The organism is Ruegeria sp. CJ2 (genome assembly GCF_056536745.1).
In genome coordinates this window covers 146,690-161,170 of sequence record NZ_JBQFQF010000006.1, presented here as the reverse complement: position 1 = coordinate 161,170, position 14,481 = coordinate 146,690, and the positions used below count along the sequence as shown (strand labels likewise).

The window sequence follows — 14,481 nt, the reverse complement described above, 5'->3', positions numbered from 1 at the left end:
ATCAAGTCGCCCGTGCGAACTGGATGACGGCCTGTCCTGCACTGTCCAACAGCACGAGTGTGTCGCCTTTGAACGCATAGGCCGTCACGCCTGACAGGGCTTTGAAGAACTCTCGCTCAATCTCATCCAGCGGCGGCGGGCACGCCATCAGGGTCGCGGCCATATTGTCCGGGAAGTCAATCTGACTGCCGATAATCTCGGCCTGACCCGTGAACCGGTTGCAGCCGCCGCTGCCCGAAAACGCCCCGCCTTCGGCAAATGCCAGTACCGGGCGCTTTTCTGTCTCAAGCGGTTTTCCATTCAGTCCGGTCGCCGTCCACTTTGTGTTCTCCAATGTGGCAACCCCCTGTGGCTGGGCCTGAACCAGAACCAGATCGGTCGTGTTCCCACCACCATTCGTCAGAACCGGAAAGGCCGTATCCGTGGTGAACAGCAGTTTGTCCCCCTGAAAGATGGACCCGCGCACGACATACCGCATTCCGTCCCGGATCAGCGCATCGTCATAGCTCAGTTCGAATTGGGCGGGCACTCCGGTCAGTGCGTAGCGTTTCGAGGACAGCGTCACCGACGGCGCATCGGCGCGCGAGACATCCTGCAACTGGACCAACAGGGTCGCATCAGGCGGAACCGCGATACGTTCGCGGTAAGTGGCTGTGCCTTCAATCGTTCCGGCGCTCGCGACGCCCCCCAGAACCGTGGACATGGCGACAACGGCCAAGGCAGAAGATCCGAATTTGAGCATACGTTTGCTCCTTCCTGCAAAATCATTTTTTACAAAGATCGTAATAGAGGTCGATTTTACAAGGACTTCGCCGGAAAACCAGCGGTTATGCGCCGATGCTACAGAGGCCAGATCAGCGGGATCAGAAGCGACGCCAGCAAACCAACGGTTAGGTTCAGCGGGATACCCACTTTCATGAAGTCGACAAACCTGTACCCGCCCGGACCATAAACCATCATGTTGGTCTGATACCCGATCGGCGTCGCGAATGACGCCGAGGCCGCGACCATAACCGCAACGACAAGCGGGCGCGGGTCAATACCAACAGCCTGCGCCAACCCAATGGCGATGGGCGTCACAACGACGGCGACCGCATTGTTGGACACCAGTTCGGTCAGCACCGAGGTCAGAAGATATACGGCCCAGATGATCAGGAAAGGCGGCAGCGCGCTTAGTCCCGGCGCAATGGCTTCGACGATCAGCGAAACCGCGCCCGACTTGTCCAGCGCGGCACCAATGGCCAGCATGGAGAAGATCAGCGCCAACAGGCGGCCTTCGACAAAAGAAAACGCCTCGTCCGCGTCGATACACCGTGTCAGCAGAACCACCGCAACGGCTAGAACCGACAACAGCAATATCGGCGCGACGCCCAGCGCGGCCAGTACGACGATACCCGCAAGAGCGCCGATCGCAATCGGCGCATGGCTACGCCGGAACGCGCGCGCAGAAGGCTGCGTGACATCGACCATGTCCATATCTGCCGCAAGCCGCTGAATATCCTCAGGCGACCCTTCCAGCAGCAGGGTGTCACCTACCCGCACCACAAGTTCATCCAGTTGCCGCCCGATATTCTGGTTCCGGCGGTGCACGGCCAGCACATAAACACCATAGCGCCGCCGCAGGCGCATTGCGCCCAGCGTGCGCCCAACCATGCGGCAGCCCGGAGTAATCAGCACCTCGACCGTTTTGGTCTCGACAGCAGAAACCTGATCCACGCGCTTCAGTTCCTTGTTGCGCTGTAGGCCCAGCAATTCGGTCATCTGGGTACGCAGAACCACGCGATCGCCCAGTTGCAGCTGAACCCCCTTGAGGTTCCGGCGCAGCGATTCGTCACCCCGGATGACGTCGATCAGGCGCACTCCGGGCCGTTTGAAAAGTTGAACACCGGTGACTTCGCGACCGATCAGGTTGCTTTCCGGGGGGATAACCGCCTCGGTAAAGAACTTCATTTTGGACCTGTCGCTTAGAAGCGACGCCATGCTGTCCCGCTCGGGCAGCAAACGTGGCGCGACAAATCGCAGATACACCATGCCATAGATCACCAGCGCAATACCCAGCGGCGTGACCTCGAATATCGTGAACGGAGTCATGCCCTGCGACCGGGCCACACCGTCTACCAAAAGGTTGGTCGATGTGCCGATCAGGGTCAGTGTTCCGCCCAGAATGGCCGCATAGCTCAGCGGGATCAGCAGTTTCGAGGCCGGGACGTTAAGTGTCCGCGCAATCTGCACAAATACCGGAATCATAACGACAACGACGGGCGTGTTCGACACAACCGCCGACGCCAGCACAACGAAGGCCATCAGTAATCCGATAGCGATACGCGGGTTCACCTGCGCCTGTTTCTGGGCGGTTGAGGTAAACGCGTCTAACGCTCCGGTCCGCACCAACGCCCCCATGATGATGAACATCGCGGCGATGGTCCACGGCGCGGGGTTTGACAGCACGGCCAGGGCGCTTTGGTACGGAAGAATACCTGTCACCAACATCACGGCCACGCCGCCAATGGCGACGACCTCGGTCGGGTAAACCTCTCGCAGGAACATGACAAACATGCCTGCGACGACCAACAGCGCCAGTATCGCGCTTCCTGTTTCTGTCAGTTGGAGGAATTGCATTCTTGGTATTCTGTCCGAACCCTGGCTTGGCAAACGCGCCCGGCAAGCAGTTTCCCGCATTGCGCGGGTCAGAGCAAGCCTTACTGCGGCCCTGCCTGCTGTAACCGCCCGCCAACGCGCACCATTTGGACAGATTTCGCCTGCCCGTTCTGGTCATCGGTCTCGACAAACACGCCGCTGAGCGTCGCCTCGCCATTGGCTGGGGTGAATCTTGCCTTGGGCATTCCGGTGATAAAACGGCGCATGGGTTCCAATTTGTCCATGCCGATAACCGAGTCGTAGTCCCCGCACATACCCGCATCGGTCAAATAGGCCGTGCCGCCCGGAAGGATCTGAGCGTCCGCAGTGGGCACATGGGTATGCGTACCCACCACAAGGCTGGCGCGTTTGTCGCAATAGTGACCCATCGCCATTTTTTCCGAGGTCGCCTCGCAATGCATATCGACGATGATCGCCTGGGCCTGCCCACCCCGCGGATGGGATTTCAGGATCGGCTCGATGGCCGAAAACGGATCATCAAAGGGCCGTTTCATGAATACTTGCCCCAGCACCTGCACCACCAGCACCTTGCGTCCACCCGGCGCGGTATACAGACGATGCCCCCGCCCCGGTGCGCCTTTGGCAAAATTCACGGGGCGCACAATGCGCGGTTCATTTTCGATGAACTGCAGCATGTCCTTCTGGTCGAACGCATGATCGCCCAGCGTCAGGCAATCCGCGCCCGCATCCAGCAACAGTTTGGCGTGATCCCCGCTCAGCCCCATCCCGTTCGAGGCGTTCTCACCATTGACCACGACAAAATCCAGCCGCCATTCGTCACGCAGACGCGGCAGATGCTGCTGAATGGCCGAACGTCCCGCCCGCCCCATAACGTCACCCAAAAACAGTATTCTCATTCAAACCGTCCTAAGTGTGGCATCCATCAAGCACAAGTGGTTAAACTGACACCATAAACCGCCAATACCTATTCCAAAGGAGCTCTTCATGAACCGTTTCCTTATCTCGGCAGCAATTCTGACACCACTTGCGGCCTGTGATCCTGTTCCGGAACAATCCGCAGAACTGGCAAATCCCGCGGCGACATTCTGCGTTGAAAGCGGTGGAACATACGAAATTCGAGACGGCTCAGACGGGCAAAGCGGGGTCTGCATTCTGGCAGACGGTCGCGAAGTCGACGCTTGGGATTATTTCCGCGAGAACCACTCGGGGTAAGACAGTTTTCAGGTCGGAAAGGTCAACACGCGACTTTCTGTAACAACCATATCCAATGGCTGATCGGTCGCCTCAAGGGGCAGCCCGTCAGCCTGTTGCGCATCGAATGCGAAACCAATGGCCAGCGTCGGCCGCTTTGCCCGTAATCCTTCCAGCGTGCGGTCATAAAAGCCGCCGCCATACCCCAGCCGCCCCCCTTGCGCGTCAAAAGCAACTAAGGGGACGATCAGGATTTCCGGCTCAAAATAATCATCGACCTCGGGCACTTTGGCCCCGAAAGGTCCGTCTTTCAACGCGCCCTCTGGCGTCCAGCGAGAGAATTTCAAAGGCTGTCCCGCGGCCTGAATGACCGGCACTCCAACCGGGCCATAAGCCGACGCTTCGGCCATCGCAGGCAAAGGGTCAATTTCTGTTCGGATCGGCATATAGCCAGACAGCGCCACGCCCCGGTGCCCTGCCAGCACTTCGGACAGGCGCCCGGCTGCCCCGGGCAGGCATGTATCAAAGGCGGCCTTTCGACGGGCAAAAGCCTCTTTCCGCGCCGCAGCCTTAATTTCACTCAGATCGGTCACAATAGCACCACGCTGGCAAGTCCAAGGAACAGGAAGAACCCCATGACATCCGTTGTGGTTGTCACAAAGGTGCCGGACGCAAGCGCCGGGTCAGCGCCCAGACGGTCCAGCACCACCGGTACTACCGTACCAACGAAACCAGCGATGATCATGTTCACGACCAAGGCGGCCCCGATCACGACACCCAAGAGCGGCGAGTCGAACCAAAGCATCCCGACCGTTCCCAGAACGATGGCGAAACACAATCCGTTCAACATCCCCACCAGCAATTCACGACGGATCACCCGCAACACGTTCGACGGCGTCAGGTCGCGTGTGGCCAGTGCGCGCACGGCGACCGTCAGCGACTGTGTCCCGGCATTGCCGCCCATCGACGCCACGATCGGCATCAAGATCGCCAGCGCCACCAACTGGTCAATCGCCGCCTCGAATTGCGAGATCACCAGCGAGGCACAGATCGCCGTGCACAGGTTCACGGCCAACCACGGCAAACGCCGCTTACTGGTTGCCGCCACCGAGTCGGACAGCGAGCTTTCGTCGCTGACCCCCGCCAGGCGCAGGATGTCTTCCTCATGCTCTTCGTCCAGAACTACCATCGCGTCGTCGATGGTAATGACACCGACCAGCCGCCCGTCAGCATCCACAACCGGGGCCGAGATCAGGTGGTACTGATTGAAGGCATAGGCCACGTCTTCCTCATCCTGATCGACGGGAATCGTGTGAAATTCCTCTTCGGTGATGTCCAGCAACGGCACGTCGCGCCGCGCCGCCATCAGCTTGCCCAGCGTAACCTGAGCCGAGGGCTTCAGTCGGGGGTCAACCAGCACGACATGATAGAACTGTTCCGGCAGGCCGTCATTGGCGCGCATGAAGTCGATGGCTTGCCCGACCGTCCAATGCTCGGGCGCCATGACAACTTCGCGCTGCATAAGACGACCGGCCGAGTTCTCGGGGTAAGACAGCGCCTGTTCCGCCGCGATCCGCTCGGAATCCTCCAGCGCGTCCAGAATCGCCTCTTGCTGCGGTTCTTCGAGGTCTTCCAGCAGGTCAACGACATCGTCGCTTTCCATGTCGCGGACGGCTTCGGCCAGAACGTCCGGCTTGAGGATACCGATGATCTCTTCCCGAACGGCCTCGTCGAGTTCCGACAGGATGTCGCCGTCAAATTCCTTGTCATACAGCCGGATCAGCCGGGCGCGGTCGTAAGGGTTGATCTGTTCAAGAAGGTCCGCGATGTCAGCCGGATGCAACGGCTCCATCAACTCGATCAGCTTGTCGCGGTCATCCACGTCAACCGCATAGAGGATCGCAGCCACGGTTTTGCGATCCAGCGCATAGACGTCTTCGTCACTGCTCGTGTCGATTACGGGTTCATCAAAGCCTGTGGTCATATCTGCCCCCGTTCCGTTCGGTCATTGCCCCCTAATTAGAAGAAGCAGCTACCGGAAAACAATGACAATGCGCCGATTTACCGGCAAGTTTCCCGCCCTTATGCTGTTTCGCAGTCCCATACAGGCGGAGATGAATGAAAATGGCGCAAAAAACGCTGCTGAAAGGGCGTGTCCTGAGCTTCACCGGTTCCCCCTTCGAAGGAGAGCCGACCGAGGCCGTCAAGATCAGCGAAGCCGTTCTGATCGAAGATGGCCGGATTTTGGCCGTGGCGGATGCGGACAGCCTGCGCTCAGCGCATCCCGAGGCCACCGTGGTTGACCACGGCAATCATGTCATCATGTCTGGGTTCGTGGATGCGCATGTGCACTATCCCCAGACCGCAATGATCGCCAGTTGGGGAAAACGCCTGATCGACTGGCTGAACACCTATACTTTCCCCGAAGAAATGAAGTTCGGCGATCCTGCCTATGCCTCGGAGATCGCGAACCGCTATCTCGATCTGACGGCAGCCCATGGGACGACGACGATGTGTAGCTTCTGCACCATCCACCCCGAAAGCGTCGACGCTTTTTTCTCGGCCGCGCAGCAGCGCAATCAGCGCGTGGTCGCGGGCAAAACCTGCATGGATCGCAATGCACCCGAAGGGCTGCGGGACACGGTACAGACCGCCTATGATCAGTCCCAAGCGTTGCTGGAGAAATGGCATGGGGTCGACCGCCTGTCCTATGCCATCACGCCCCGCTTTTCTCCGACATCCACGCCCGAACAGCTTGAGGCGATGGGCGCGCTCTGGGCTGAACACCCGCATTGCCTGATGCAAACCCACCTCAGCGAGCAGACCGACGAAATCGCATGGGTTCGCGAGCTGTTCCCCGAGGCACGGGATTATCTGGATACTTATGAGAAATTCGGCCTGTTGGGATCGCACGGCGTTTACGGCCACGTCATCCATCTGGAGGCGCGCGAGCGCGACCGACTGCGCGAGGTGGATGCGGCCCTGATCCACTGCCCGACGTCAAACACGTTCATCGGCTCAGGATTGTTCGACATGACCGGGCTGATGCAGGACGGCCACCGCGTTGGCTTGGCGACGGATACAGGCGGCGGGTCGAGCTTTTCGATGCTGCACACCATGGCTTCGGCCTACGAAATCGGACAATTGCGCGGCGCACCTTTGCACGCGGCGCAATTGTTGTGGCTGGGCACAGTCGGTTCCGCCCGCTCGCTACGGCTGGATGACAGCATCGGCAACGTCGCACCGGGGATGGATGCGGATCTGGTCGTGCTTGATCTCGCCTCAACACCCGCGATTGCCCAGCGTGAAGCCTGCGCCGATGATCTATGGGAAGCCATTTTCCCAACGATCATGATGGGCGACGACCGGGCCATTGCAGAGGTTTGGATCGGAGGGCAGGCAGTATCGCGTTGAAGGGAATGGGCCTAGGGCCCATGCCTCCGGCGGGGATATTTTTGGCCAGATGAAGAACGGATCCGCGCTTAACCCGCCAACGCGTGGGCGAGGCGGTTTTGGGCTTCAATGATTTTGGGCAGTTCGAGCGTTGTGATCTGCCCGTCGCGCACGATCTGACGGCCTTCGACAAACAGGTGTTTGACTTTCATCGGCCCGGCCAGCAGCAAGGCGGCTGGATCCCAACTGCCGGCACTTTCGATGCCGCGCGTGTCCCAGATGGCGATATCGGCGCGTTTGCCGGGCTCTAACCGGCCGCAATCAGGGCGGTTCAGCACTTCCGCGCCGCCTCGGGTGGCAATTTCCAGCGCCTCGCGCGAGGACATAGCGTCGGCCCCGTTTGCGACCCGTTGCAGCAGCATGGCCTGCCGTGCCTCCAGGATCAGACTACCGTTGTCATTGCTGGCGGACCCATCTGCGCCAATCCCGACGGGTACGCCGCGATCTCGCATGGCGCGCACCGGCGCGATGCCAGATCCCAAGCGGCAATTCGAACAGGGGCAATGGGCCACCCCGGTTTGTGTGCGTGCAAAAAGGTCGATCTCGGACCCGTCCAGCTTGACACAATGGGCGTGCCAGACATCTGATCCGGTCCAGCCCAATTCTTCGGCATATTGCCCTGGACGGCAGCCGAACTGCGCCTGCGAATAGGCGATATCCTCGTCATTCTCTGCCAGATGCGTGTGCAGCATCACGCCCTTGTCGCGGGCCAGAACAGCAGAGTCGCGCATTAGGTCGCGGCTGACCGAGAAGGGTGAACACGGAGCCAACCCCACCCGGCACATTGAGCCATCAGAGGGGTCGTGGAATGCGTCGACCACGCGGATCATATCTTCAAGAATGGCGGCTTCGGCCTCGACCAGAGAATCCGGCGGCAGGCCTCCATCGCTTTCACCTATGCTCATCGCACCGCGCGTGGGATGAAACCGCATGCCGATCTCGGCAGCCGCCGCGATGGTGTCGTCCAGCCTTGAGCCGTTCGGATATAGGTATAGGTGATCGGAACTCAGGGTACATCCCGACAGGGCAAGCTCTGCCAGGCCAATCTGCGCCGAGACGAACATCTCTTCCGGTCCGAACCGGGACCAGATTGGATAGAGCGTTTTCAACCAGCCGAACAACAAGGCATCCTGTCCCCCCGGAACAGCGCGCGTCAGGGTTTGATACAGATGGTGATGCGTATTCACCAGCCCGGGGGTCACAACGCAGCCCGACGCATCATGGACATCGCCAACCGTCTTCAGCGCATGGCCAATCTGAGCAACCTGCCCGTCACGGATCAGGATATCCGCGCCCGAAAGCTCTTGGCGCGTGTCGTCCATCGTCAGGATTGTATCGGCATTTTTGATAAGGATTTCGGTCATTTCGCCCTCCTTGCACAAGCCCGTTTCATGCATGGAGTGCGAAGGCTGGCGGAAAACGGGCATAAGAACCAGCCGGGCAGAACTTACCCGACCGGCCCCACCACGGCAACAGGTTTCAATAGTTGCGCAGGATTTCCAAAGCTGCGGCATGCACGTCAGCATTTGCCGCCGCCAGCGCGCGCCCACCGTTATGAGCCGCCCTACCTTGCCAATCGGTGACAATACCGCCTGCGGCCTCGATCACCGCGATTGGTGCCTGGATGTCATAGGCGTTCAGGCCAGATTCGATCACTAGGTCAACCTGACCGGCGGCCAGCAATGCATAGGCATAACAATCCATGCCGTATCGGGTCAGGCGCACGTGTTGGGCGACAGCTTCGAACCCTGCGCGGTCCTGCAATGACCCAACTTCGGGGAAAGTCGTGAACAGGATTGCCTGATCCAACGTGCGTGTCGACCGCGTCCTGAGTTGCGTCGTTCCGGTCGGTCCGACCGCCTGAGCGACTTTCGCGGAACCCACAAATCTTTCACCGATATAGGGCTGGTCAATAACGCCCATAATCGGGCCGTCCTGACCGCTCAACGCAATCAGAACACCCCAGGTCGGCGTACCACTGATAAAGCCCCGCGTGCCGTCGATGGGGTCCAGAACCCATGTCCGACCGCTGCTGCCTTCGGCTTGCCCAAATTCCTCGCCGAAAATTCCATCCTCGGGGCGGTGACGGGCAAGAACCTCTCGCATGGCCTGTTCAGCCTCGCGGTCGGCAATCGTAACAGGATCAAATCCATCGGAGAGCTTATTGGATGTTTCCAGGTTGGATTGCCTGAAATAAGGAAGAATGGCCTTGCGCGCTGCATCGGCCATTTCTTCTGCGACTTCCAAGTCATTCAGCGAAGTATCTTGCATGCGCTACCCGTGCGGTCCGCACGCACCAGAGTCAACCCGGCAATTTAGGCGACATCGCTGAGGACGCGCGCCAATTCGAACAAACGGCGGCGTTGGTTTTCTGGGATCGCGTAGTAGGACCGGACCAGATCCAACGCTTCCTTGTCCCCCATCAGATCGGCAGGAACGGATTTCTTGCCGGCTGTTTCTTTTTCTGCCTCTTCCAGACCCTCAAAGAAAAAGCTGACAGGAACGTCCAATGCCTCGGCAATATCCCAAAGACGAGACGCGCTGATCCGATTGGCTCCGGTCTCGTATTTTTGAATCTGTTGGAACTTGATACCAACCTGCTGCGCCAGTTGCTGCTGCGTCATGCCTATCAGCCAGCGGCGATGCCGGACGCGCTTGCCCACATGGACATCCACGTGATGAGTCATTGGTATTCTCCTCTCCTACACACAACCACAAGGGGCGCGCGGCCGTTTTCACTGCCGCATCACTAGTGAGCTGTGCTTAACCACTCCCTAATTTGGATCATGCCCCCAAATCAGCACCATAGCGCAATATTGCTTCTTTTGGTTATTTTTTCAAGAAGGTTGAATCTTTGTCCGGTTACAAAGGTTTATGGTTGTGCTTTCCAGACGCTCCTGCGCTTGGATTTATTACAAATAAGGTTCAATTCTGGGAATTCTGCCCTTATTGTCGCGCAGGGTAACCGATTGACATTCGCAGGCCAAAACGAATCTATGCTCGGAAAACACGGAGCGCGATCATGTTGGCCTTTCGAATTCAATCCAAAGGGGCTGAGGCCCAACTCTGTGACGTGCCCCAGCCCGAACCCGGCCCCGGCGAATTACGCATTCGGATCAAGGCCTGCGGTTTGAATTTCGCCGACCTTCTGATGCAGAAAGGCACGTATCAGGACACACCGGATGCGCCGTTTACTCAGGGAATGGAAATAGCTGGTGTCGTAGATTCACTGGGAGAAGGCGTCACGCATCTGCGCCCCGGGGATCGCGTGGCGGTGTATTCTGGTCAGGGCGGATTGGCTGAGTTCGGGGTCTTTGAGGCTGACCGTGCGATTTCCTTGCCGGACACGATGAGCTTTGAGGACGCAGCGGCGATCCAGATTGCCTACGGCACAAGCCATATCGCGCTGGACCATCGCGCGCGCCTTCAACCCGGCGAAACGCTGCTGGTCACAGGCGCAGCTGGCGGAGTTGGCCTGACGGCTGTCGAGATCGGTAACCTGATGGGGGCGACGGTCATCGCGCAGGCGCGCGGCGCCGACAAGCTTGAAGTGGCTCGTGCCGCAGGCGCTGACCACCTGATCGACGCATCCGAAGACCTGCGCCAGCGGGTTCTGGAATTGGGCGGGGCAGACGTCGTCTATGATGCGATCGGCGGAGACGTTTTCAAAGCCGCGTTTCGCGCGACAAACCCCGAAGGCCGCCTGCTGCCGATCGGGTTTGCCGGCGGTGATGTTCCGCAGATCCCCGCAAACCATCTGCTGGTCAAAAACCTGACCGTGATCGGCTTCTATATTGGCGGATACCTGAAGTTCCGCCCCCAGATCGTTCAGGACAGTTTTGACACCTTGTTTCGATGGCGTAGCGAAGGCCGGATCAAGCCCCACATCAGCCACACCTTGCCTCTGGCGGAGGTTGAAAAAGGGTTACAGCTTTTGAGGGACCGCGCCGCGACAGGTAAAGTCGTGATTACCCCCTAGCCGACCACGGCCCTCAACTGTGTCCCGCCTACCAATCGGAAATTCTGCCGAACCAGAGAGGCCAATGCCTCAACAACCGCGCCGCGACCCGCTTCGCCGCCATAGAGGTTGATCATGTGCGCTGGCAGTTCCGGCAATACGCCGCCGTCATCTATTTGGACCAGATGCGCGGCTTCGGTTCCGTCCAGCATCGCGTGAACAGCCAGATCCGCGCTGACCGTCGCTTCGATCGTGCGGTCGTTTTCGGTTTCAACCGACAGCTCCCACGGAATATCGGCTTCGTCCAAGGCTGCGATCACCTGCGGACGGAACAGGCATCTGCGGCCCAGCGCCAAGGGTAAAGGACGTTTACGCCAGGCAGAGCCGCCTGGGGCCCCTATCCAACGCAACGGAAGTTCGGCAATCGTTTCGGCCCCATCACCGACAGACGCTTCTGTCGTCAGGATCAGGTCGCACTCTCCCTTTTTGTACATATCCTTCAGTTGTAGCGAATAGGACGACACAAGCTGAACACGCACCCTCGGGAAATCAGCATTGAACCGTTGAAGCACCCGAGGGATGGCCGGGTAGACAATGTCATGGGGCACACCCAAAACAACCTCTCCCTCAAAGGCCTGATCCGTGAGCTTTGAAATCACCTCATCATTCAGGGCGATCATACGGCGCGCATAGGCCAGCAACTGTTCGCCCGATGCAGTCAACGCAATGGTCCTGCCGCTGCGGTCCAGCAGTTCAAGACCCAGCAGCTCCTCCAGACGTTTCAATTGCATGGAAACGGCGGATTGCGTCAGGTGCAAAAACCCTGCCGCCCGCGTCACGCCGCCCTGATCGGCAACGGCCACGAAAGAGCGCAACGTGGTGATGTCCAGATTTCGCATGTTCACGATTCCTTATGCATCGGTTCATAAATATTCATTTTTAAAATGTGTCATATCGCGCCATATAAATCAAGGAAGTTGATAAGACCGAAGCAAACCATCGAAATTCACGGAAAGGACAAGGATTATGACCCAGTTAACGCTCGCTTCAAATTGCACCCCGCGCCGCCGTTTTTCAGTAACTTCGCTTTGGGACGCCCTGTCACTCATGCGTCAACGTCGTACCCTTGGCCAACTGGATGACCGGGCACTGGAGGATGTTGGAATCACAAGAGAACAAGCCCGATCAGAGGCAGCCCGCCACATTTGGGACGCTCCGGAGTTCTGGCAAAAGTGACCACAGGATGCTTCTTTTTTCGCTGAATGGCGGCCCGTGTCAGCAGGCCGCCATTTTTGTAGCGTGTTTTAGCCAGTTTCCGGTGTTAAACCCTTGAAACGTAGCTCGCACTTGCCGATATTTGCGGGGAACGCGCGCTGATTTCAGGGCGCAACAAGAATATGTAAAGGGAGACCCTTTAATGGCACAATTTGACGCGATCCGGACAGCGGCTGGTGCCCGCTCTGCCGAGATTGATGAGGGCCTGCGCGCCCATATGAACAAAGTCTACGGCACCATGTCCGTGGGCATGCTGATCACGTTTGCTGCGGCCTGGGCGATTGCTGGCTTGGCAACGACGACCGATCCGTCGGCCGCTGCCGCGCAACTGAGCGCCAACAAATACCTGACCTCGTTTGGTGCAACGCTTTTCGCGTCGCCCCTGAAGTGGGTCATCATGTTTGCACCGCTGGCCTTTGTTTTTGGCTTTAGCGCCGGAATCAACCGCCTTTCCGCATCCGGTGCACAGTCGGTCTTTTACCTGTTCGCCGCCGTTATGGGCGTGTCGATCAGCTGGATTTTCCTGGTCTTCACCGGTCAGTCGATCATTCAGGTCTTCCTGATCACGTCGATCGCCTTTGCGGGTCTGTCGCTATACGGCTACACCACCAAGAAAGACCTGTCGGCCATGGGCACGTTCCTGATCATGGGCGTTATCGGCCTGATCGTCGCGTCCATCGTGAACATCTTCATCGCCTCTTCTGCGGTGGCCTTCGCAATCTCGGTGATTGGCGTTCTGATCTTTGCTGGTCTGACGGCCTATGACACGCAGAATATCAAGACCACCTACCTGCAAATGGCGCACTCGGGCGATCAGGAATGGTTGGGTAAAGCCGCGATCATGGGCGCACTGAGCCTGTATCTGGACTTTATCAACATGTTCATGTTCCTGCTGCAACTCTTCGGCAACCGGGAATAACAGACAAACAAGCTTCGGCTTTTTGGGGCGGACCACTGGGTCCGCCCTTTTCTTTTGGCCTGTGGCGCAAGATTTTCCTGTGGCGCACGGCCCCCATTACGCCAAGCAGGACAAGAAAAAGCCCCCACCGACTGGTGGGGGCTTTTCTGAATTATTTGAGTTGCTCTTAGCTGCAGTTCAAAGGAACGGCAAACCCCGAGCTGCGCTGCGACGAACCTTTGCGGAACACGTCACCTGCCGCAAGGCATCCGGTAAACTGTTCGGCGTTCTGGCCGAACGCTGCGCCAATTTGATTGTCGACCCGGGTACTGTTGTTTTCAGTGCGCAGGACGCCATAGAGCGTGCCGTTTACGCTTACAGTGCTTAGGAACATGTTCGTCGACAGTCCGGTCAGAACCACCGAGTTCGTGTCGCTGCGTCCGCCATTATCAATGGCAACCCGCGCAAGTTTCTGCGGATCGGTCTCACCGGACGTCACCCGTATCGGCGGCAACACGGCCAATTCAGCGGGTACGTTGGTAGCCCGCGGTAGGAAAGCCACGGCACCGGGGACATCAGACAAGGTTCGTGGTTCACCATCGATACCCGTGAACCCGACCCCCTGACGGTTGTAAGGGTCTTCACAAGCCGCAAGGGCCAACACAGTGATTGTGGATAACAAGATTTTTTTCATGACGGCCAACATTTTGGAACGAGTTGTTGAAGCGTAGAGGCAAGCCATTCAAAAAAGCAACCCATGCCCCATTCGATTGATCTGACCGCTGATGCTTCGTTGCAACGCGTGTTTTTCGGTCGAGGGCCGGTTTTTTGCGTATCACACCGCCAAATTGCAAAGAAAAAGGGCCTGCTGCAGCAGACCCCTGAACTTTGCCCAAGCTGGACGGCAGATTACTTAATCTTGCCTTCCTTGTACTCGACATGCTTCCGAGCAACCGGATCGTATTTACGAACGGTCATCTTCTCAGTCATGGTGCGCGCGTTCTTCTTGGTCACGTAGAAGTGGCCCGTGCCCGCGGTCGAGTTCAGGCGGATCTTGATTGTCGTCGGCTTCGCCATGGTTATCTCC

At 58.4% G+C, this 14,481-nt stretch carries 16 protein-coding genes; 5 read left to right on the top strand and 11 right to left on the bottom strand.

The window, feature by feature from the left end; all coding sequences use genetic code 11:
• Window position 1 precedes the first annotated feature (1 nt).
• The 3 genes from ACR0MS_RS10830 to ACR0MS_RS10820 all read right to left on the bottom strand — a co-directional run bounded on the left by ACR0MS_RS10830 (window position 2) and on the right by ACR0MS_RS10820 (window position 3,515).
• Window positions 2-742, bottom strand: coding sequence for a YbaY family lipoprotein (locus ACR0MS_RS10830; protein ID WP_480572332.1), 741 nt, complete (start codon window positions 740-742; stop codon window positions 2-4).
• A 98-nt stretch (window positions 743-840) separates the two neighbouring features.
• Entirely contained in the window at window positions 841-2,619 is a 1,779-nt protein-coding gene (locus ACR0MS_RS10825) for an SLC13 family permease (protein WP_480572335.1), read from the bottom strand.
• Window positions 2,620-2,699: 80 nt separating this feature from the next.
• Window positions 2,700-3,515: a TIGR00282 family metallophosphoesterase gene (locus tag ACR0MS_RS10820; protein WP_480572339.1), complete on the bottom strand. Its 816-nt coding sequence runs from the start codon at window positions 3,513-3,515 to the stop codon at window positions 2,700-2,702.
• A gap of 88 nt (window positions 3,516-3,603) precedes the next feature.
• Between ACR0MS_RS10820 and ACR0MS_RS10815 the strand changes: the two genes are divergently transcribed.
• Window positions 3,604-3,831 (top strand): putative hemolysin, encoded by a 228-nt coding sequence (locus tag ACR0MS_RS10815; RefSeq protein WP_480572342.1) that lies wholly within the window; start codon window positions 3,604-3,606, stop codon window positions 3,829-3,831.
• A gap of 8 nt (window positions 3,832-3,839) precedes the next feature.
• On the opposite strand, the gene ACR0MS_RS10810 is transcribed toward ACR0MS_RS10815, so the two are convergent.
• Both ACR0MS_RS10810 and mgtE read right to left on the bottom strand, forming a co-directional pair.
• A complete protein-coding gene (locus ACR0MS_RS10810; RefSeq protein WP_480572345.1) occupies window positions 3,840-4,403 on the bottom strand; it encodes a 5-formyltetrahydrofolate cyclo-ligase in 564 nt (187 codons plus the stop codon).
• On the bottom strand, window positions 4,400-5,794 hold the full coding sequence (gene mgtE, locus ACR0MS_RS10805; protein WP_480572348.1) for a magnesium transporter: 1,395 nt from the start codon (window positions 5,792-5,794) through the stop codon (window positions 4,400-4,402). Before mgtE ends, ACR0MS_RS10810 begins: the two co-directional genes overlap by 4 nt.
• 140 nt (window positions 5,795-5,934) lie before the next feature.
• Between mgtE and guaD the strand changes: the two genes are divergently transcribed.
• Entirely contained in the window at window positions 5,935-7,224 is a 1,290-nt protein-coding gene (guaD, locus tag ACR0MS_RS10800) for a guanine deaminase (RefSeq protein WP_480572697.1), read from the top strand.
• Window positions 7,225-7,292: 68 nt separating this feature from the next.
• Here guaD and ACR0MS_RS10795 read toward each other — a convergent pair whose 3' ends face one another.
• The 3 genes from ACR0MS_RS10795 to ACR0MS_RS10785 all read right to left on the bottom strand — a co-directional run bounded on the left by ACR0MS_RS10795 (window position 7,293) and on the right by ACR0MS_RS10785 (window position 9,950).
• On the bottom strand, window positions 7,293-8,627 hold the full coding sequence (locus tag ACR0MS_RS10795; protein WP_480572351.1) for an 8-oxoguanine deaminase: 1,335 nt from the start codon (window positions 8,625-8,627) through the stop codon (window positions 7,293-7,295).
• 115 nt (window positions 8,628-8,742) lie between these two features.
• Window positions 8,743-9,534, bottom strand: a complete 792-nt coding sequence (hisN, locus tag ACR0MS_RS10790) for a histidinol-phosphatase (RefSeq protein WP_480572354.1) — start codon at window positions 9,532-9,534, stop codon at window positions 8,743-8,745.
• 44 nt (window positions 9,535-9,578) lie between these two features.
• Window positions 9,579-9,950 (bottom strand): helix-turn-helix domain-containing protein, encoded by a 372-nt coding sequence (locus tag ACR0MS_RS10785; protein WP_170352458.1) that lies wholly within the window; start codon window positions 9,948-9,950, stop codon window positions 9,579-9,581.
• 335 nt (window positions 9,951-10,285) lie between these two features.
• On the opposite strand from ACR0MS_RS10785, the gene ACR0MS_RS10780 reads away from it, so the two are divergent.
• The gene (locus tag ACR0MS_RS10780) at window positions 10,286-11,242 is read left to right on the top strand and encodes an NADPH:quinone oxidoreductase family protein (RefSeq protein WP_480572357.1); all 957 of its coding nucleotides are present in this window, start codon (window positions 10,286-10,288) and stop codon (window positions 11,240-11,242) included.
• Here the strand turns inward: ACR0MS_RS10780 and ACR0MS_RS10775 are convergent.
• On the bottom strand, window positions 11,239-12,120 hold the full coding sequence (locus ACR0MS_RS10775) for a LysR family transcriptional regulator (protein WP_480572360.1): 882 nt from the start codon (window positions 12,118-12,120) through the stop codon (window positions 11,239-11,241). The genes ACR0MS_RS10780 and ACR0MS_RS10775 overlap by 4 nt on opposite strands.
• 127 nt (window positions 12,121-12,247) lie before the next feature.
• Here ACR0MS_RS10775 and ACR0MS_RS10770 point away from each other — a divergent pair, with 127 nt between their 5' ends.
• A complete protein-coding gene (locus tag ACR0MS_RS10770; protein WP_480572363.1) occupies window positions 12,248-12,457 on the top strand; it encodes a DUF1127 domain-containing protein in 210 nt (69 codons plus the stop codon).
• A 181-nt stretch (window positions 12,458-12,638) separates the two neighbouring features.
• Window positions 12,639-13,415: a Bax inhibitor-1/YccA family protein gene (locus ACR0MS_RS10765; RefSeq protein WP_480572366.1), complete on the top strand. Its 777-nt coding sequence runs from the start codon at window positions 12,639-12,641 to the stop codon at window positions 13,413-13,415.
• Window positions 13,416-13,581: 166 nt separating this feature from the next.
• On the opposite strand, the gene ACR0MS_RS10760 is transcribed toward ACR0MS_RS10765, so the two are convergent.
• Complete coding sequence (locus tag ACR0MS_RS10760; protein ID WP_171120450.1) at window positions 13,582-14,088, bottom strand: hypothetical protein; 507 nt, start codon at window positions 14,086-14,088, stop codon at window positions 13,582-13,584.
• A gap of 215 nt (window positions 14,089-14,303) precedes the next feature.
• Complete coding sequence (rpmG, locus tag ACR0MS_RS10755) at window positions 14,304-14,471, bottom strand: 50S ribosomal protein L33 (RefSeq protein WP_005630270.1); 168 nt, start codon at window positions 14,469-14,471, stop codon at window positions 14,304-14,306.
• Window positions 14,472-14,481: the final 10 nt, after the last annotated feature.